Source organism: Corynebacterium sp. UMB10119B (assembly GCF_030228125.1).
Taxonomy (GTDB): Bacteria; Actinomycetota; Actinomycetes; order Mycobacteriales; family Mycobacteriaceae; genus Corynebacterium; species Corynebacterium pseudogenitalium.
Genome location: NZ_JASPBG010000001.1, coordinates 154,475 through 174,530 on the forward strand (window position 1 = coordinate 154,475; position 20,056 = coordinate 174,530).

At 60.7% G+C, this 20,056-nt stretch carries 16 protein-coding genes; 14 read left to right on the forward strand and 2 right to left on the reverse strand.

All coding sequences use genetic code 11. The features are described 5' to 3' along the window. The first annotated feature begins 6 nt into the window (after positions 1-6). Positions 7-3,471: a chromosome segregation protein SMC gene (gene smc / locus QP802_RS00715; RefSeq protein WP_284817433.1), complete on the forward strand. Its 3,465-nt coding sequence runs from the start codon at positions 7-9 to the stop codon at positions 3,469-3,471. A gap of 15 nt (positions 3,472-3,486) precedes the next feature. On the opposite strand, the gene QP802_RS00720 is transcribed toward smc, so the two are convergent. Then, on the reverse strand, positions 3,487-4,011 hold the full coding sequence (locus QP802_RS00720) for an META domain-containing protein (protein ID WP_070362267.1): 525 nt from the start codon (positions 4,009-4,011) through the stop codon (positions 3,487-3,489). A gap of 78 nt (positions 4,012-4,089) precedes the next feature. Between QP802_RS00720 and ftsY the strand changes: the two genes are divergently transcribed. Further along, entirely contained in the window at positions 4,090-5,673 is a 1,584-nt protein-coding gene (gene ftsY / locus QP802_RS00725) for a signal recognition particle-docking protein FtsY (RefSeq protein WP_284817434.1), read from the forward strand. Positions 5,674-5,768: 95 nt separating this feature from the next. Next, entirely contained in the window at positions 5,769-7,370 is a 1,602-nt protein-coding gene (gene ffh / locus QP802_RS00730; RefSeq protein ID WP_256059558.1) for a signal recognition particle protein, read from the forward strand. A gap of 64 nt (positions 7,371-7,434) precedes the next feature. Here ffh and QP802_RS00735 read toward each other — a convergent pair whose 3' ends face one another. Continuing rightward, positions 7,435-9,600 (reverse strand): acyltransferase family protein, encoded by a 2,166-nt coding sequence (locus tag QP802_RS00735; RefSeq protein ID WP_284817435.1) that lies wholly within the window; start codon positions 9,598-9,600, stop codon positions 7,435-7,437. Positions 9,601-9,959: 359 nt separating this feature from the next. Here QP802_RS00735 and rpsP point away from each other — a divergent pair, with 359 nt between their 5' ends. The 11 genes from rpsP to QP802_RS00790 all read left to right on the forward strand — a co-directional run bounded on the left by rpsP (position 9,960) and on the right by QP802_RS00790 (position 20,044). Beyond that, positions 9,960-10,454 (forward strand): 30S ribosomal protein S16, encoded by a 495-nt coding sequence (gene rpsP, locus QP802_RS00740; RefSeq protein WP_284817436.1) that lies wholly within the window; start codon positions 9,960-9,962, stop codon positions 10,452-10,454. A gap of 89 nt (positions 10,455-10,543) precedes the next feature. Further along, positions 10,544-11,056: a ribosome maturation factor RimM gene (gene rimM, locus QP802_RS00745; protein WP_350338457.1), complete on the forward strand. Its 513-nt coding sequence runs from the start codon at positions 10,544-10,546 to the stop codon at positions 11,054-11,056. Next, on the forward strand, positions 11,049-12,236 hold the full coding sequence (gene trmD / locus QP802_RS00750) for a tRNA (guanosine(37)-N1)-methyltransferase TrmD (protein ID WP_284817437.1): 1,188 nt from the start codon (positions 11,049-11,051) through the stop codon (positions 12,234-12,236). The genes rimM and trmD overlap by 8 nt, the downstream gene beginning before the upstream one ends. 17 nt (positions 12,237-12,253) lie before the next feature. Continuing rightward, positions 12,254-14,554: a Tex family protein gene (locus QP802_RS00755; RefSeq protein WP_284817438.1), complete on the forward strand. Its 2,301-nt coding sequence runs from the start codon at positions 12,254-12,256 to the stop codon at positions 14,552-14,554. A 114-nt stretch (positions 14,555-14,668) separates the two neighbouring features. Next, the gene (gene rplS, locus QP802_RS00760) at positions 14,669-15,016 is read left to right on the forward strand and encodes a 50S ribosomal protein L19 (RefSeq protein WP_070362274.1); all 348 of its coding nucleotides are present in this window, start codon (positions 14,669-14,671) and stop codon (positions 15,014-15,016) included. A gap of 119 nt (positions 15,017-15,135) precedes the next feature. Further along, positions 15,136-15,825, forward strand: coding sequence for a signal peptidase I (gene lepB, locus QP802_RS00765; RefSeq protein ID WP_083290932.1), 690 nt, complete (start codon positions 15,136-15,138; stop codon positions 15,823-15,825). Between the two features lie 25 nt (positions 15,826-15,850). After that, a complete protein-coding gene (locus QP802_RS00770; RefSeq protein ID WP_284817439.1) occupies positions 15,851-16,495 on the forward strand; it encodes a ribonuclease HII in 645 nt (214 codons plus the stop codon). Continuing rightward, entirely contained in the window at positions 16,492-16,800 is a 309-nt protein-coding gene (locus QP802_RS00775) for a DUF2469 domain-containing protein (protein ID WP_070362276.1), read from the forward strand. Before QP802_RS00770 ends, QP802_RS00775 begins: the two co-directional genes overlap by 4 nt. A gap of 145 nt (positions 16,801-16,945) precedes the next feature. Continuing rightward, complete coding sequence (locus tag QP802_RS00780) at positions 16,946-17,320, forward strand: YraN family protein (protein WP_083329535.1); 375 nt, start codon at positions 16,946-16,948, stop codon at positions 17,318-17,320. Then, positions 17,307-18,863 (forward strand): YifB family Mg chelatase-like AAA ATPase, encoded by a 1,557-nt coding sequence (locus QP802_RS00785; protein ID WP_284817440.1) that lies wholly within the window; start codon positions 17,307-17,309, stop codon positions 18,861-18,863. Before QP802_RS00780 ends, QP802_RS00785 begins: the two co-directional genes overlap by 14 nt. Continuing rightward, positions 18,860-20,044, forward strand: coding sequence for a DNA-processing protein DprA (locus QP802_RS00790; RefSeq protein ID WP_284817441.1), 1,185 nt, complete (start codon positions 18,860-18,862; stop codon positions 20,042-20,044). Before QP802_RS00785 ends, QP802_RS00790 begins: the two co-directional genes overlap by 4 nt. Positions 20,045-20,056: the final 12 nt, after the last annotated feature.

Consider the following 20,056-nt stretch of genomic DNA (forward strand, 5'->3'; position numbering starts at 1 on the left):
ACCACAATGCATTTGAAATCGTTGACGCTGAAGGGCTTTAAGTCTTTCGCTTCTTCGACGACGATGAAGTTCGAGCCCGGCATCTGCGCTGTTGTCGGACCGAACGGCTCAGGTAAATCGAACGTCGTCGACGCGCTTGCCTGGGTGATGGGGGAGCAGGGTGCGAAGAATCTACGCGGTGGGAAGATGCAGGATGTCATCTTCGCGGGAGCGGGGGACCGCAAGCCACTAGGGCGCGCAGAGGTAACACTCACCTTCGACAACAGCGATAAGCACCTTCCAGTGGACTTCACGGAGGTTGCGATCACGCGACGTATGTTCCGTGATGGAGCCTCCGAGTACGAAATTAACGGCTCGAAAGCCCGGTTGATGGACATTCAGGAGCTGTTGTCGGACTCCGGTATTGGCCGCGAGATGCACATCATCGTCGGGCAGGGCAAGCTGTCTGAGATTTTGGAATCGCGCCCAGAAGAGCGCCGTGCGTTCATCGAGGAAGCCGCCGGCGTGCTGAAGCACCGACGTCGTAAAGAGAAGGCACAGCGCAAGCTGCAGTCGATGCAAGGCAACGTCGACAGGCTGCAGGATCTGACAGATGAGCTTGGCAAGCAGCTCAAGCCGCTGGAGCGCCAGGCCGAAGCCGCGAAGCGCGCCGCGACTGTGCAAGCCACGCTTCGCGACGCCCGGCTCCGCCTCGCCGGCCACCAGATGGTCACGCTGCAGGCAGCGCATGCGCAAAGTGACGAGAGTGCGAAGCTGCTCGAAGAACAGGTCGAGACCGTGACCGCGTCGCTCGAGAGCGCTGAGGAACAGTACGCGCAGCTCGAGGAAGAACAACGGGAGGTACAGCCGCGTGCCCAGGAGTCACAGGAAACTTGGTTTGCACTGTCATCTCTCGAGGAACGGGCGAACGCGACGTTGCGCATCGCACAGGAACGCGCGCACAACCTGAACACGCAGACTGAGTACCACGGGCAAGACCCAGAGGAGCTGCTCGCTCGGGCAGCAGCAGCGGACGAAGAATATGAGGTGGCCATTGAGGCTGCCGAGGAAGCCGCGGAGCGACTTGAGGTTGTTCGGGAAGACGTTGCCGAATACCAGGCTGCGTTCGATGAAGCTGAACGCGAACACGTGGCGCAGATTCAGGCGGTAGCGGATCGCCGTGAGGGCGTTGTGCGGCTGGTGGCGCAAGAGGAGGCGCACCAGCAGGCCGTGCTCGGAGGTGAGCAAGAGGCAACCCGGCTTGAAGAGCAGCTTTCATTCAGCAGCGAGCGGGCCCACAGTGCCCGCGGCGAAGCCGAGGAGGTAGCTGAGAAGATTGCTGAGCTTGAAGCCCGCCGAGGGCCACTCGTCCATGAGTACGAGCAAGCAAGCTCGGAGCTCACTGCCGCCGAGCAGCGCTTTCAGGAGCTACAGACGCAGCAGCGCGAGCATGAGCGGGCGGTGTTTACGCTGCAGTCGAAGATAGAGACGCTGCAGCACCAAATGCCAACACGTACCGCGGAGGAGATGCTCGGGGGCTATCCCGCGCTTGCATCACTGGTGAAGGCTCCTGCTGACCTGGCAGGAGCGCTGGCTGCCGCGCTGGGTGGCTTCAGTGAGGCATTGGTGGGCGAGCGCGACTTGGACGTTGTGGAGCAGCTGCAATCCGCAGATCGTACCAGCATCGTTGAGGCAGTCGGCGGCGCGCTGTGGCGTGTTGAAACCGACGGGTGCTATGACTGGCTCCTCGACCACCTCGACGTCGACGTTTCGGTCGCGGGCCCCGTGGCGCGCCTGTTAGCAGACGTTGTTGTAGTGGAGACGCCGCAGGAGGGCGTGGACGTCGTGAAGGCAGACCCACGACTGCGTGCTGTGACGCGAGAGGGGGCACTATTCGGCGAAGGCTGGATGTCGGTAGGCATCGCGAGCGCGTCTACGGTCGAGGTGAGTGCGCAGGTTGAAGTCGCACAGCGAGACCTACGCACCGCAGAGCACGCGTTGGCGGAGCTCTCGGGCACGTTTGAGGGAGCGCAGCTCGCAGCCGAGGACGCGCGGGTGAATGTTGCGGCGGCGAAGGCAGCGCTGCGCGAGCACGACACCGAGGTTGCTTCGTGGCAGCGTGAGCATCAGCGCTTGGCTGCGCAATCGGACACGGCCGAGCAAGAGCGCGTCCGTGCCGCGCAGCAGCTTGAGGAGGCAGAGCAGCGGCTCGCTCAGCGCCGTGAGCAACTGCTGGAAACCCAGGAGCGTCTTTCTCGCATCGACGACACTCCTGCTGCGGAAGGCCCTTCGCCCGAGGCCCGTGATGCTGCATCCCAGCAACTGACGCAGGCGAAGGCGATCGAACTGGAAGCGGTTCTCGCTGCTCGTGAGACGCAACAGCGCGCTCAGGCGATTGCGGGGAAGGGCGATGCGTTGCGTCGCCAGGCGGAAAACGAGCGCCAGGCAAAAGCGCGTCATGACGCAGCCGTTGCACGACGGCGGTCCCAAGCCCTGCTCGCCGGAGCCGTGAAGGAACACACGGAGGTACTGATCTCGCGAGTCCAGGATGCATTACAGCGAGCCACCGCGCAGCGCGATGAGCTGCAGCGCACGCTTGCTGCGCTGCAGGGCAGGATTCAACAAGAGCGATCGCAGGTCAGCGCTGCTCGTCAGCAGCTGAATCGGTTGAGTGACCGCGCGCACGCCGCAGACATTGCAAGGTCGCAGGCGAAGGTACGTCTTGAGGAAGCTCAGCAGAAGATCGTCGAGTCGCTCGGTATTTCGGTCGATGACTTGCTCGCGAACTTCGCGCCGGGAGAAGACTTTGACGAGTCCACTGAGACCCAGCGACTGCGCCAGGCCGAAAAAGACTTGCGCTCTTTGGGGAAGGTGAACCCGCTGGCTCTCGAAGAGTTTAAGGCGCTTGAGGAACGCTATACGTTCCTCTCTACCCAGCTTGCCGATGTGATTCAGGCTCGAAAGGACTTGCTCGACGTCATCGAGGATGTCGACGCCCACATCCTGCAGCTCTTCACGGATGCATGGCACGACGTGGAGGAGGAGTTTCCACGTGTGTTCCATACGCTGTTTCCCGGTGGGGAAGCCCGCCTGATACTCACGGAACCAGATGACATGCTGCTCACCGGCATCGAGATTGAGGCGCGTCCACCGGGCAAGCGCGTCAAGCGGCTGTCACTGCTTTCAGGTGGGGAGAAGTCGCTGACTGCTCTGGCGTTTCTGGTGGCGATTTTCCGAGCGCGCCCGAGCCCGTTCTACGTGCTGGACGAGGTGGAGGCAGCGCTCGATGACGTGAATCTGCGCCGATTGATCGCGCTGCTCGAGGAGCTGCGGCAGGACTCGCAGCTCATTGTGATCACGCACCAGAAGCCGACCATGAATGTGGCGAACGTGCTCTACGGTGTCACCATGCGCGGTGATGGTGTAACGAGGGTGCTCTCACAAAGAATGCGCCCGGCGGGGTCAGCTCCTGACTCCGATCCGGACGCATAAATAGGGGTGCGGGGCTTAGTTCTTTACAACAAGCTCCAGTGTTCCCTCAGGACCAACTGCGAAGAGTTTATCCTGGCCGAGCACCTTCAGGCTCGTGGTCTGCTTCAGCAAGTCGCTGGTGGTGTTTTCCCAGATGGTGTCCTCAGACGGGCATGCCTTCCTCGTCGTCGGCGTCTTGAACGTGGAGACCGCACCAGTTGCTTCGTCAATGGTGAAGCCGACGCCGTAGCCGTTGCATGGACCGCCTACAAGCACGTAGCCCTTATCTTCCTTGACAAATTGGACAGTAGCGCCGTCATACAACGGCAGCGGTGCCCAGGTGGTGTTCAGTGCGGTGGTGAGCGCCTCACCAGTCGCTGGCACTGCCTCCTTCGGCGCGTCGGTGCCAACGCTCGGCACGTCTACCTTTGAGCTGCCAAGCTGGCCACTTGAGGCAATGATGCCAAGTCCGACGGCCAGCGAAATCAGTGTTGTGAGGACTGGCAGGATCCATTGGGCAACGTCTTGTGGCAGATTCTTCAAAAATGGGGGAGTATTCATAAACCTTATTCAACCACGTTGTTGGCATAAATGGGGTATTCCACACAGTTTTTGGGCGCCTTTGGCACTATGGAAGTCATGACTACGTACTCGTTATGGATTGCAATCGCAGCTGTGGTGCTCGTGATTCTCATTGTGGGCATCATCATTGTTGGCAATAAACGGAAATCGGCAAAGTCTGTTTCCTTTGAAAAGACCGAGGAGCCGAAAGAACTTACCCAGCAGGAGAAGTCTGGAAACTACCAGGCAAAGGGGGGTTTTAATTTCGCTCAAGCAGGAGTGAAGGAAAAGGAACCTATCCCGCGTGTCGACGCCCCCTCCGATCCGAAGCCCGCTCAGGCTGCGCCAATGCCGGAGCCTGAGCCGGTTGTAGAGGACGGGTCGGCGCCTGAGCCTGAGCCTGAGCCGGAGCCGGTTGAGGAAACTCAGTCCGAAAAGCCTGAGCCGGTGGCTGTACCGGAACCGCAGGCCGAGCCTGAACCTGCAGTAGAACCGAAACCTGAGGTTGAGAAGGAGCCGGAACCGACACTGGTCGCGGAAGAGCCGAAGGCACCCGCGCCGGCAGAGCCCGCCTCCGACGAAGCTGACGTCGAACACCACGACATCGAAGAAGCACAAGAGGCAGCTGACGCAGCCGCAGCAACGGTCGACGGGGCGGAACGTGCCCTGGAAGACGGTGCCGAACCGACCGAGGACGCAATTGTCAGCGAACCAGTCTCCTCCGAGCCTGTCGAGGCAATCGCGCCAGCCGCAGGCCGGATGGGCAAGCTGCGCGGGCGCCTGTCGCGCTCGCAGAACGCGATTGGCCAAGGGCTGCTTGGCATTCTTACCGCGGGCGACCTCGACGAGGACGCGTGGGAAGAGATCGAAGACACCCTCATCATGGCGGATATCGGTGCGGATCTGACCATGCGCATTACCGATGCACTGCGTCAGAAGATTGCCGAGCGAGGCGTGGCATCTGAGGCTGAAGCACGCGCAATGCTGCGGGAAACCCTGATCGAAGCCGCGAAGCCAGAGCTCGATCGTTCGATTCACGCAATGCCGAACGAAGGCAAGCCCGCCGTGATCTTGGTAGTCGGCGTCAACGGCACGGGTAAGACCACCACGACGGGCAAGCTTGCACGCGTACTCGTAGCGATGGGCCACTCGGTGGTACTTGGCGCTGCGGATACATTCCGCGCTGCTGCGGCAGACCAACTGGAGACGTGGGGGCGTCGGGTAGGTGCCTCTACGGTTCGCGGAGCAGAAGGCGCGGACCCTGCCTCTGTCGCGTTCGACGCCGTGGCGACCGGCGTGCAAGAGGGTGCGGATGTCGTGCTTGTCGACACAGCGGGCCGTCTGCACACCTCGACTGGCTTGATGGATCAGCTGGGTAAGGTGAAACGGGTCGTCGAAAAGAAATCCACTGTTGATGAGGTGCTCCTGGTACTGGATGCAACGGTTGGACAAAACGGCATTGCGCAGGCGCGAGTGTTCCGTGAGGTCGTCGATATCACCGGTGTGGTGCTGACGAAGCTGGACGGTACCGCGAAGGGCGGCATTGTGTTCCAGGTACAAGAGGAACTGGGCGTGCCGGTCAAACTTGTGGGTCTTGGCGAAGGCGCCGATGACCTCGCGCCGTTTGAAGTAGAGAGCTTTGTGGATGCTCTGCTGGGATAGCCTGGCGTGATGTGAACAGTTGGGCGGAAAGGCGCTAGGCTAGGTGCGTTCTGTCTCATTACCGAAGAATGAATTAGTTAAGGGAGCAACGCACTGTGTTCGAGTCACTGTCTGACCGCTTACAATCAGCGCTTGGAGGCTTGCGCGGCAAAGGCAAGCTCACCGAGGCTGACATTAACGCCACAGCACGTGAGATTCGGATCGCGCTGCTGGAGGCTGACGTCTCGCTGACTGTCGTACGCGCCTTCATTAAGCGCGTGAAAGAGCGCGCTTTGGGCTCCGACGTTTCAGAGGCGCTGAACCCGGCACAGCAAGTGGTCAAGATTGTTGACCAGGAGCTGACCGCCATTTTGGGCGGAGAGACTCGACGCCTCAACTTTGCAAAGACGCCACCGACCGTCATCATGCTGGCAGGTCTACAGGGTGCTGGTAAGACCACCCTGGCAGGTAAGCTGTCCCGCCACCTGGCAAAACAAGGACACACACCGCTGCTGGTGGCCTGTGACCTCCAGCGCCCGGGCGCGGTGCAGCAGCTCCAGATTGTGGGTGAGCGCGCCGAGGTTGCAACGTTCGCTCCGGATCCTGGCACGTCCATCGACTCGTTTGAGCACGAGATGGGCACTTCCCACGGCGACCCTGTCGCGGTGGCGCAGGCTGGTATTGAGCACGCGAAGCAAAACAAGCACGACGTGGTGATCATCGATACCGCGGGCCGTTTGGGTATTGACGAAACGCTGATGACGCAGGCCCGTAACATCCGTGATGCAGTCCAGCCTGATGAAGTCCTGTTTGTGATCGATGCGATGATCGGTCAGGACGCGGTCACGACTGCGCAGGCCTTCGCAGACGGCGTGGACTTTACCGGCGTTGTGCTGACGAAGCTCGACGGTGACGCCCGCGGTGGTGCAGCCCTGTCCATCCGTGAAGTCACCGGCAAGCCGATCCTGTTCGCGTCCACAGGTGAGAAGCTCGATGACTTTGATGTCTTCCACCCGGAGCGCATGTCGAGTCGCATCCTCGGTATGGGCGACCTGCTCTCACTCATTGAGCACGCGGAGACCGTCTTCGACCAGAAGGAAGCTGAGGAGGCCGCGAGCCGACTCGGCACTGGGGAGCTCACGCTTGAAGACTTCCTGAACCAGATGCTGATGATCCGCCGCATGGGCCCGATCGGCAATCTGCTCAAGATGATGCCTGGCGGCAAGCAGATGAACCAGATGGCGGACATGGTTGATGAGAAGCAGCTGGACCGCATCCAGGCAATCATCCGCGGTATGACGCCTGAGGAACGCGCGAACCCGAAGATCCTCAATGCGTCGCGCAGGAAGCGCATCGCTGTTGGTTCCGGCGTGAAAGTCTCTGACGTCAACCAGCTCGTTGAACGCTTTTTCGAGGCGAAGAAGATGATGGGCGCGATGGCCAACCAGTTCGGCCTACCAGGAATGCCGGGCATGGGTGGCGGACGCTCCGCGACGAAGAAGAAGCCCAAGGGACGCAGGGGCAAGAACGGGAAGCGCAAGCCCGCGAAGCGCCGTGGTGGAGGCCCGAAGATGCCGGGCATGCCACAGATGCCGGGAATGCCTGGCATGGAGGATCTGCAGAAGATGCAGGAACAACTTCCTCCAGGTATGGAGGGGCTTGACCTCAACAATCTTGACTTCGGCGCAGCGATGAAGCGCATGGGCAAGAAGAAGTAGTCAGCAAAACGCTGAAGGGCCGGTACGGGCATCCGTACCGGCCCTTTGCTATCGTGCTCGCACGCTACTGCGTAGCGGGTGCGTCCATTTCCAAGCTCGGTGTGGGATCCGTGGCGGGCCCCGGGAGCAGGCCTAGCTCTTCGAAGATCGGCATCAGCTCAGCCCACAGAAGCGGAGCGAGCGTTGCTGCGTAGGCGTTCGAGATGTGGTTCTGGTCGCGGTAGATGTACACGTTGCCACGCTGTGGCGGGCAAAACTTGTCGTCGCAGAACCAGTCAGCGGTATCGATGGACCACTGGTGATTCTCGGGCAAGAGGTACGAGGTTGCTGGGTCCTCGGGCCCGTAGATTGTGCTGCGCAGTGCTGAGCAGTCGCGTTCGGAGGCGCCAGCAACGATGCAGAGGTTCGGGTCCATAGGATCGCCTTCTGGGGTGAACATCCATGGGTTATCGCGCAAACCAACGAACGGGATGCCGTAGTAGGCGAAGTTCTGCCACAGGTTCGCGTAGGCGTCGGGGACCTTGTCCGTGGAAAACGCTGCACCGCCTGCGTGGCCCTCGGGGCGTGTGGAGTTTGAAATCACCAGGTCCGGGTTCATCTCGACGATGTTCTGGAACGCAAGCTCCGACCATTGAGCGCATACATCGCTGACGAACTCGTCTCTGTCGGCACCGCCGATGACAATCGGGCACTCCTGCCGTACGTACGGAATGACCCGGAAGTGGTGCTCTTTCCCGAGCTTGTCGAGGGGCACGACGTACGGCTCGATGTGGGACCCGCCGGTCATCACTACAGTGACGTCGGACTCGAGGTCGCCGTACTGGCAGTCGGGACGAGGCATGTCCGTTGCCGGTTGGGGGATCATGATCATGCACTCGTCTACGCCGATAGGTGGGTAGATGCCCGCAATCAGGGCCGGATCGGGCTGTGGCTTGACGTCTGGGACTTCAGCACCAGCAATGGCGAGGGCGCCCGGGTAAAGGTCCTCCGGAAGATCGCGGTCTGCGTCCTCGATGCGCTGATTCCAAAGCGGTTGGATTGCAAAAATAGTGGCAACGAGCACGGAAACCAGCACGCCGCCGCCTGCGCGGCCAATGCCGGTGCGGGTGCGCAGCGTCGAGCGGGCGTCGATAACCGGTGTATCGGTCGATTGCGGGCGCTTGCGGTGTTGACGCAGCGGGTCTTCTACCAGCAGGTGTGTGACGTGTGCGAGTCCGAGCGAAACCGCGATGACGAGGGTGCCAACCCACCACGGAGGAGTCCCGAACCCTCCAGCAAGAGTGACAATGATGAGCAACGGCCAGTGCCAAAGATAGAGGGAATAGGCGATGCTGCCTAGCCACGTCATCGGCTTCGACGCCAGAATGTTTGAGACCGAGTTCTGGTTGCCACTCATGACAATCAGCGCGGCGCCAGTGAGTGGCAGCAGCGTGACAGGGCCGGGGAACGCGAGTGAAGTGGTGACGACGATGCCGGTAATCGAAATCATCACAACGCCAAGGCCCGCAGTCCACGCGGCTGTGCGCTGTGGCAGGAAACGGCTGGTTGGCACGAAGGTAAGCAACCCACCGAGCGCGAGCTCCCACGCACGGGAGAAGGTGGAGTAGTAGTTCTGGCCCGTACCGACGAAGCCGAAGCGCGCAGCGTATGCGAACGAAGCAACGGTGATAATGGCGAGCAGCGTGATCGCGCCTCGCTTGGCAATGACAGCCGGAACTTTGCACTTCCAGATCAAGAAGGCCAGCAGCGTCCCCAACAAAATGGCGAAAACGTAGAACTGGCCCTGCACACTCATTGACCACAGGTGTTGCAGCGGCGAGGTGTCCTGGCTTGCCGCCGCATAATCCGCATCTTGGGCGATCAGCTCCCAGTTTTGGTAGTACAGCATGGAGGCGGTGAACTGCTTGGAGAGTTCCACGCCCATGAGTTCGGGGGCGAGCAGCATCACGCCAAGCATGGTTGCCAGGACAGTGAGCGCAAGTGCTGGAACGAGGCGTCGAATAGTGCGCCACAGTGGCCACCAGGGGTTGAGGCTTGGGTTTGGGCGCATTGCGTAGCGGATCTGGCCGCCGAGGAAGAAGTATCCAGACAGCAGCAAGAAGACGTCGACGCCGCCTGAGACTCGGCCGACGTAGACGTGGAACAAGACGACTAGTGCGATAGCAAAGCCTCGAAGCCCGTCAAGGTCGACGCGGTATGCGGTTGAGCGTTTCGTGCTCGGTGCAGGCATGCTGAAAAACCTCGTGTACTCTCAGATTGTTTCGCGCCCTCATTACGCTTCATGCTATTTTTCGGCGGGCAACTGAAAAGACGATACCCGCAACAGGCAGGCAAATGGTAACTATCTGCCTAGATAACAAGTCCTGTTTGGGAATTGGTTCGCTATGGGGTAACCTCTTTCAGGTTGATTATCTGTGTATGCAGGTTTTGAACAGGACCAAACTGCGTTCGCGTTGGACCCGTCACGTGCAGAGATGCCCGATGTCGCCCAACCAGTCACGCGCAGGGTAAAGAAGAAGGGTTGAACCGGCCCGCCTATCGTGTTGGCGGGTGTCTGTACTGCCCGGTGACCGTAAAGGAAGAAATTTCATGGCTGTAAAGATTAAGCTGCAGCGCGTCGGTAAGATCCGTAACGCGCAGTACCGTGTTGTCATCGCTGACGCGAAGGCTCGTCGTGATGGCAAGGTTGTCGAGAACATCGGTATCTACCACCCGAAGCAGGAGCCTTCCCTCATCAAGATCGACTCCGAGCGTGCTCAGTACTGGCTCGGCGTTGGTGCGCAGCCGACCGAGCCTGTGCTCGCTCTGCTGAAGATCACCGGCGACTGGCAGAAGCACAAGGGCCTCGACGGTGCTGAGGGCACCCTCAAGGTTGCTGAGTCGAAGCCATCCAAGCTTGACCTGTTCAACAAGGCTCTCGAGGAGGCCAACAACGGCCCGACCGCTGAGGCGATCACTGAGAAGCGCAAGAAGGCAAAGGAAGAGGCTGAGGCCAAGGCTGCCGCAGAGGCTGAGGCAGCTGCAGCTGCTGAGGCTGCGGAGTCCGCTGAAGAGGAGTCCCCAGCTGAGGAGTCCGAGGACTAATCCGAACCTCGCAACGGCACGTTCCCGATCCGTGTGGTCGGAGGGCGTGCCGTTTTTGTTTGCGAAGTGGGCGTCGAAAAGTAGGGTAATTGAGCATGGAGCTACTGATTGGTCGGGTCGTGAAGACTCACGGTATTAAGGGCGAAGTCGCGGTGGAAGTGCACACGGACCAGCCCGAGGTCCGCTTCGCAGTGGGCAGCAAGCTGTGCGGCACGCAAACGGGGAAGGATATTGAACTCACCGTTGCGACGGCCCGCCCGCACAAAGGACGCTTGTTGCTCAGCTTCGAAGAGGTGCCGGACCGTACCGCCGCTGAGGGGCTGCGAGGGCTGAAGTTCTTCGCGGCGCCGCTTGAACGCGGGGAGGACGCGGACCCGGATGAGTTCTACGATCACGAATTGATTGGACTGAATGTGCGTCTTGATGGGGAGGAGATCGGGCAGGTCACAGGTGTGATGCATACGCCGGGGCGCCAGATTCTGGAGGTTGAGTACGACGGCCGTGAGGTCCTCGTGCCGTTCGTGAGCGATATTGTGCCCGAAGTAGATCTGGAGAAGGGCTTCCTGTCGATCACCCCGCCAGAGGGTTTACTCGATGTCTAGGCACACCTTGAGGCTCGACATTGTCACCATTTTCCCCGAATACCTTGAGCCGCTGCGCCACGCGTTGTTGGGCAAGGCGATTGAGCAGGGGATTGTGAGCGTCGGCGTGCATGATCTTCGACAGTGGGGGCTTGGTGTACATAAGTCTGTCGACGCCCCTCCGCTCGGCGGCGGGCCTGGTATGGTGATGCGCCCGGATGTGTGGGGTGAGGCGCTTGATGCCGTGGCAGCTGGCAACGAAGGTGAAGGGTTGCGTTCCGCCGCTCCGCACCGCAATGACAAGGCCCGCCACGATGAGGTCCACGCCGTCGCGCCACGGCCGTATGAAGTTAGTGATGTCCGCGAAGGCGAGTCTGCTGAGCAACCACTGCTGATTGTGCCTACTCCGGCGGGATCTCCGTTTACGCAGCAGGATGCGCAGGCGTGGTCGCGCGAGTCCCACATCGTGTTTGCTTGTGGCCGCTACGAGGGTATTGACCAGCGAGTCTTTGTTGACGCCCAGCAGCGGTACCGGGTGCGCGAGGTCTCTATCGGCGATTACGTGCTCATCGGCGGGGAGGTGGCTACGTTGGTGATCGCGGAGGCAGTCACCCGCCTGATCCCCGGGGTGCTGGGCAATACGCAGAGCCACGAGGACGATAGTTTTTCCGATGGGTTGCTTGAGGGGCCGAGCTACACAAAGCCACGAACGTGGCGCGGGATCGACGCCCCTGACGTGCTCTTTTCGGGTGATCACGCCAAGGTGGAGCGCTACCGACGTGATGCATCGCTGCTGCGCACGCAGCAAGTCCGCCCGGAGCTATTGGACGCCGCCGAGCTCGATGAGGATGACGAGTTTGCGCTGTACGGCCGCGACGTCGTGACGGCAATGCAGGTGCTCGTCGACGAGAAGCACTGGCCGAAGGCGCGCAAGTCTTTGGCCCGTGCGTTGCGCAAGGCCGGCTACCGCGAGCCCAAAATCTCACTGGAGCCGATCGGACCGCACTGCGAGGATGAGTCGATTCTTGAGACCGATTACCTGTTGAAGGAGGGGCACCCGCCTCTTGAGTCTTTGTGCAGGCTCGAGGTGCGCGGCCGCACCGCGCTCGAGCTGGACGCTGCGACGCAAGCAGTGGTCGCAGGCCTGCCCAGAGGTACCTACTGGTACGGATCGACCCGCCTCGTGGATGGGAACGCATAAGCATTAGAATGTCCTGAATGACGTTCATTGCTGAGACCATTGCATCGGAACTCCAGGTAGCGCCGCGCCACGTTGAGGCTGCGCTGCAACTGTTGGCAGAGGGGAATACGGTCCCATTCATTTCTCGCTACCGGAAGGAAGCTACAGGTGGCTTGGATGACACACAGCTGCGCCACATTGAGCAGCGCAATGTGTATTTGATCGAGCTTGAGGAGCGCAAGGCTTCGGTCATTGAGGCGATCGAGGAGCAGGGCAAACTCACTGATGAGCTCAAGGCGCTCATCATGGGTGCGGATACGAAGGCGCGCGTCGAGGATCTCTACCTGCCGTATAAGAAGCGCAGGAAGACCAAGGCGGATATCGCGCGTGAGGCTGGTCTCGAGCCGCTCGTAGAGTTGCTTATTGACGCCCCTTCGGTCGACGCCGAGGCTGAGGCGGCAAGCTATGTCTGTGAGGGGTTCGCCGACACGAAAGCGGTGCTGGACGGTGCCCGCGCGATCTTGGTTGACAGGATCGCCACCGATGCGGATCTCGTCGGCGAGGTCCGCGACAAGGTGTACGAGTCCGGAACGATGCGTTCGAGCGTCGTCGAAGGCAAGGAGAACGAGGGTGCGAAGTTCCGAGACTATTTCGACTTCAGCGAGCCATTCGCCTCGTTGCCGTCGCACCGCATTTTAGCGCTGCTGCGAGGCGAGCAGGAAGGTGTGCTTTCGCTGGATTTGGACGCCGGAGATGATGCGGCGTACGAGGGGATGATCGCGAACAGTTTCGACCTTAACTGTGAAACGAGCCCGTGGTTGGCGAAGGCCGTGCGGTGGGCATGGAAGACAAAGCTGCAGGTCTCTTCTAATTTGGATACACGGATGCGTCTGAAGGAGCGCGCGGATGAGGCGGCTCTGGACGTCTTCAGTACGAATCTTCGCGATGTGTTGCTGGCCGCTCCTGCCGGTCAACGCGCGACCCTGGCGCTGGATCCGGGTTACAGGAACGGCGTAAAAACAGCGACCGTAGATGGCACGGGGAAGGTGCTCGCAACCGCGATCGTCTACCCACACCAGCCGCAGAACCAATGGCAGCAGGCGGTGCAGGTGCTCGCGAACACTGTGGCGGAACACGGCGTGGAGCTCATCGCGATTGGTAACGGCACGGCGTCGCGGGAGACGGAGAAGCTTGCACGAGAGGTCGCGGACATGATCGCAGCAGCGGGCGGGCGCAGGCCTGTTCCGGTGGTGGTGTCGGAATCGGGTGCGTCGGTGTACTCGGCTTCTGAAATCGCGGCTCAGGAGTTTCCGGACATGGATGTGTCACTGCGTTCCGCGGTCTCGATTGGGCGGCGCCTCCAGGACCCGCTTGCGGAGCTGGTCAAGGTCGACCCGAAGTCAATTGGCGTGGGGCAGTACCAGCACGATGTGAATCAGGCGGCGCTCGCGCAGTCGTTGGACGCCGTGGTGGAGGACGCGGTGAACTCAGTCGGGGTGGACGTCAATACGGCGTCGGTACCGCTGCTGGAACGAGTCGCTGGCGTGACGCCGACGATCGCGAAGAACATCGTTGCCTACCGCGATGAACATGGTGTGTTTGCTTCGCGCAAGGAGCTGAAGAAGGTGCCGCGACTTGGGCCGAAGGCCTTCGAGCAGTCGGCCGGCTTCCTACGCATCCAAGGCGGAGAGAATCCGCTTGATGGCTCCGCTGTGCACCCGGAGGCCTACCCCGTTGTGGAGCGCATCGCTCAGCAATCTGGGGTGGACACTGCGGCACTCGTTGGTAACAGCAGAGTGCTGTCGGGTCTTCGTCCGCAAGACTTTGCCGACGACACCTTCGGCGTCCCAACCATCACGGATATCTTTGCCGAGTTGGAAAAGCCGGGCCGGGATCCGCGTCCGGAGTTTAAGACGGCCACATTTAAAGAAGGTGTACACAAGGTGTCTGACCTCCAGCCGGGCATGATTCTGGAAGGGACGGTCACCAACGTCGCCGCGTTCGGTGCGTTTGTGGACGTCGGCGTGCACCAGGATGGCCTCGTGCACGTGTCTGCGATGAGCCATTCTTTTGTGAAGGACCCGCACGAGGTCGTGCGCTCGGGTGAAGTGGTGAAGGTGAAGGTCCTCGAGGTGGACGTGCAGCGCCAGCGAATTAGCCTCACGCTGCGCCTGGATGATGAGCCTGGAAGCGAGCAGAAGCGTGAGTCTTCACGCGGGAAGAAGCCGCAGCAGAAGCCGAGCCGTCAGGGTGGGAAGCGCCAGCGAGGTCGCGCTGGAGGTGCGCCGCAGGGCGGTTCGATGGCGGATGCACTCAAGCGTGCCGGATTTGGGAAGTGACGTGCTCGCATGTACAATCGTGCGGGTTATTGTAAGCGACATGAACCAGCCGAGCGTCCACTTGTGGAAAACGCCGCTAGGGTCCTCTGTCCAGAAACGTAAAGGATTGCTTCAATGAGCAACGGCATTATTGATCTTGTAGACGCAGGCCAGCTGCGCGACGATATCCCTGACTTCCGTCCGGGCGATACCCTCGACGTACACGTCAAGGTTATCGAGGGTTCGGTTACCCGTACCCAGGTCTTCACTGGCTTCGTCGTTCGTCGTCAGGGTGACGGCATCCGTGAGACGTTCACGGTCCGCAAGGTTTCCTTCGGTATCGGTGTTGAGCGTACCTTCCCGGTACACTCCCCGAACCTGGAGAAGATTGAGGTCGTCCGCAAGGGTGACGTACGTCGCGCGAAGCTGTACTACATGCGCGACCTGCGCGGCAAGGCTGCCCGCATCAAGGAGCGCCGCTAAGCGCATACCCGCTTTTTGCACATCACCCCGCACACTTACGCTTCGTAAGGTGCGGGGTGTTTTGTTGCGCTGCTAGAGTGTTGCGGGTGAACGAAAAGAGCGCATCTGAAGAAAAATCCATGCCGTGGTACATCGAAATCCCGATGGTCGTTGTACTCACCTTGGTGTTCATCTTCATTATTCAGACATTCATTGGCCGCCTCTACGTGATTCCGTCTGCGTCGATGGAGCCGACGTTGCATGGACAGGACGGCAAGGGTGATCGCATCTTCGTGGAGAAGGTGTCCTACTACTTCTCCGATCCGGAGCCGGGTGACGTCGTCGTGTTTAAGGGGACTGACTCGTGGAATACCGGCTTCGTCACTAACCGCTCCGACAACCCGGCCATTGCCGGTCTGCAGGAGGTGTCCTCCTGGGTGGGGCTGGTGCCGAAGGATGAGAACACGTTGGTCAAGCGCATCATCGCGAAGGGTGGCCAGACGGTGTCTTGCCAGGAGGGGGATCCGGCGGTGATGGTGGATGGAAAGCCGATCGACCAGTCGTACACGCTGCAGCCGAACTACTACCCGGTGGATCCTGAGACTGGGTCCGACGCTTGCGGTGGGAACTACTTCGGCCCGGTAACTGTCCCTGATGGGAACTACTTCATGATGGGTGATAACCGCACGAATTCCGCTGATTCGCGCTACCACCTTGGTGATGAGTACCAGGGCACGATCCCGGAGGAGAACCTTCGCGGAAAAGTTCTTGCGATTGTGTTCCCACTCCAGCGTTTTGGTGGCGTCGACGACCCGGCGATCCAGCAGTAGCCCGACGCTTGGTGTGTGAGCTGTGGTGCGTCGTTTGAAGCAGCTTCGGACGTACGAGGTGGCGCTTGAAAAGGCCGGTCTCGGACCAGTCGCAGGGGTTGACGAGGCCGGCCGGGGCGCCTGCTTCGGACCACTGACAGTCGCCGCGTGCGTGCTACCACCGCAGCCGATACGGCAACTTGAGGGGTTGACGGATTCCAAGCAGTTGACGGCGAAGCGTCGAGAAGCACTCTTTGACATCATTTGCCAGCACGCGCTCGCATACTCCATCGTGCACGTGCCCGCCAGCGAGATTGATCACCGCGGGGTGCAGCATGCCAACATTGACGGGGCCCGGCGCGCAGTTGCGCAGCTAGAGACGGAGGCGCGGTACGCGCTTGTCGATGCCTTCCATATCGCGGGTTTGCCCGTACCACAACTGCCGATTATCGGCGGTGACGCGAGTGCCCGGTGCATCGCCGCCGCCAGTGTGCTAGCTAAAGTGAGCCGCGACCGTCTCCTCGATGGCTACGCGGAGCAGTACCCGGGGTATGGCTTGGAGCGCCACAAGGGGTATGGCACGAAGGCGCACATGGATGCGGTGCGCCGCCACGGGGCGACGCCGCAACATCGTTATAGTTATGCCAACGTGAGAACTGCCGTTGAGATTTACGAAGGGGGCACCGCATGAGTGCTGAGGATCTGGACAATTACGAGGCTGACGTCGAGCTGTCGCTGTATCGCGAGTATCGCGACGTCGCGAGCCAGTTCTCGTTTGTTGTGGAGACGGAGCGTCGTTTCTACCTTGCGAATGCTGTCGAGTTGATCCCGCACAAAGACGGCAACGATGTGTACTACGAGGTCCGTATGTCGGATTGTTGGGTGTGGGACATGTACCGTGCGGTGCGTTTTGTGCGCTACGTCCGCGTAATTACGTACAAGGATGTCAATATCGAGGAGCTAGACAAGCCGGACATCACGTTCCCTAATTCGTAGTCTGCGTTTCGACGTCCCCTCCGCCCCTCCCGCGTGTTGCCTGTAAGGAACCGCGGGAGGGGTTTTTTGCGTCTAAACACTTACGCCTCTGGTGCGTCTGGAGGTGTGTGCAAACGAACAAGGATGTGAAGAAGGGAACGAAGTTATGCAGAAACCGTGCATGGACCAGTACCAGCTTGGCCGTCTAGGGGAAGATGCCGTACTGGAGGAGTATTTAGCGTTGGGCTACACGTGCCTTGGTAGGCGGGTGCGATTACGGCATGGCGAGATTGACCTGATTATGCAGGACTCTTACGGCACCGTGGTGTTCGTAGAGGTGAAAACTCGTCGTTTACCGGGGTTTGGTTCGGTTGAGGCGGTGCACGCGAAGAAGATGATGGCAATGCGTAACGCGGCTGCTGAGTGGTTGCGCAGCACTGAGGGGTTCTACGAAGTCCGGTTCGACGTCGTGGAGGCGATGTATCACGAGGACGGCTTCGAGTTTGAGTTCATCATGGGGGTCGAAGATGCCGCTTGCTAGTACGTTGAGTGCCACGGTTGAGGGCATTCGGGCGCGCATCGTACGCGTGGAGGCCAACGTCGGGCCGGGGTTACCAGGAATGCATATTGTTGGGCTCGCCGATGCTGCCGTGAAAGAATCCCGCGAGCGAATCCGTACCGCCTGCCGTAATAGTTCACTGCCGTGGCCGAAGACGAAGGCGATGGTGTCGCTGTCGCCGGCGCACCTGCCGAAGGCTGGTTCGCAGTTTGACTTGCCGATTGCGTTGGCGGTGATGGGGAGCCTAGATCCACGCGCTCAACGGGCACTATCGCGAACATTTTTTGTAGGAGAGTTGGCGCTGGATGGCAGCTTGCGGCCTGTACCGGAAGTGCTGCCGATGCTGCTGGCGGCCCAGGAGCTGCTTGTTCAGGAGGGTGGAATTGACCGCATTGTGGTTCCGCGCGCGAACGAGCACCAGGCACAGCTCGTGTCACGCGGAGACATCGTGCTGGCGGACTCGCTGGCGCAGGTGTGGGCGTGGCTGGTCGGGGAAGAGGTGCTTGAAGTAGCTTCTGTGGGTGCGCCAAGCATTGAGCAAGGACGACAGCCGGACTTCGCAGACATCGCAGGGCAAGGCCCCGAGCGAAGGATTATGGAAGTCGCCGCGGCCGGTGCGCATCACATGCTAATGATCGGACCACCCGGCTCAGGCAAGTCCATGCTTGCAGAGCGTCTCCCATCCATCCTCCCCGCAATGGACGTCGAAGAAATGGTCACGTCCACAGCGATTCACGCAGCTGCCGGGATCGCCGGGGGAGAGCTGATTGCGCACCGCCCGTTCATCGCGCCGGACCCGTCGCTTTCCAAGGCGCAACTCATCGGGGGAGGCAGCGGGATTCCTCGCCCCGGCGCGGTCAGTCAAGCCCATAACGGTGTGCTGTTTCTCGACGAAGCCTCTGAGATCGCGTCCGCTACCCTCGATGCGTTGCGCATTCCTCTGGAGAAAGGCGAGGTGCGCCTGCGACGCAGCAACCGTGACGTCGTCTTTCCAGCCGACTTCCAGCTCATCCTCGCGATGAATCCATGCCCGTGTGGAAAACCAGCGAACCGCTGTCGGTGCTCCGGGGCGCAGCGTGCGCGGTATGCGCGAAGTATTTCGGGTCCGCTGCGGGACCGGCTGGATATTGTCTGCAGGACTTCGCTGGATAACGCCGTGCTAAACCCAAACGGGGCAGAGTCTTCCACGGCCATCGCCCAGCGTGTGGCAGAGGCACGGGACCGTGCGGCACATCGGTGGCGGACGTGCGAGGAACACACGAACGGGGCGTTGACGAATGCGCGCGTGCCGGGGCCGTGGCTGCGTCGATACTTCCCGGCGGAAGATTCCGCGATGATGTTCCTCTCCTCGATGCTTGCGCGCGGGGAGGTCAGCCAGCGCGGTATCGACCGCATCCTGAAATTGTCGTGGACCTTGGCCGATCTCACTGGCGCACAATGCCCCCACCTCGGGCACGTCGCTGAGGCCGTCGATCTTCGGGACGACCAGACCTTGCTTTCAGCACATGAGGAGGTATCGGCATGAGCGCGCTTGAATCATGGGCCTACCTCAACCGTGTCATCGAGGGTCCGTCGACGGCGCTATGGGCACTGCGAAACGAAGGCTATACCGCTGACGAAATCGCCGAAGGCGTGCGCACACGAGCGCCCTGGCTCGGTGACCTGGCCGCCGACACCGATGCGAGATACACCTGGGACCAGCCAGCAGAAGACCTAGCTACTGCAGCGGAGCATGGGTACACACTTATCACACCGGAATCGCCCGAGTGGCCTCGCGAACGGATTTATGACTCCTTCAATCTCGGCGCAAAGATGAGTCGGGATGGCGAAGGTGCTCCGATACGTGCAGACGGGGTTCCGCCACACGCCCTCTGGGTTCGAGGCAATACCAACCTGCCGGAGCTATTGGAAAACTCGATCGCGATCGTCGGCACACGAGCGCTGAGCGCATATGGGCATTCAGCCACCCGTGACATCGTGCATGGACTGAAGCGCTGGGGATACACTATCGTCTCCGGCGGTGCACTCGGTATTGATGCGGCAGCCCACGATGCGGCCCTTGAGGGGGGACTGCCAACTGTGGTGTTCGCCGCATGCGGGCCGGGTGTCACCTACCCGAGACGCCACAAACAGCTATTTGATCGCATCGTGGCGGCAGGGGGAGCGATCATCACCGAATACAGCCCTGGCATGGCCCCTGAGAGACACCGCTTCCTCACCCGGAACCGACTCGTCGCTGGGTTCACACAGGCCACGCTAGTAATAGAAGCCGCCTACCGCTCCGGGGCGCTCAGCACGTTGCGCTGGGCGCAGTACTACCAACGCGGGACGCTTGCGGTACCTGGGCCGATAACCACCGCCGGATCTGTCGGCACCAATCTCGCCATCTATAAGGGGGAGGCCACGATGGTGCTCAACGCGACCTACGTCCACGAGGCGATCCGCCTCGAGAACGGACTGGATGCAGAACAAGAACTTGCGGACAACAATGTAGCTTCGCCCCTCCAGCTCCTGACCCGCACCGAGATGCGCATCTACGATGCCACGCCAAAGCATCATCGCGACGGGCTTGTAGCGGAGGAGATTGCAGGTGCCGCCGCGCTATCCCTCCAAGTCACCATCAACACGCTCATTGAGCTGCAAGGTAAGGGACTGATCCAGCGGGAAGGCCAGCTGTGGCGACGAAGCGACACAGCCAAACCCTAAGGTACCGATACA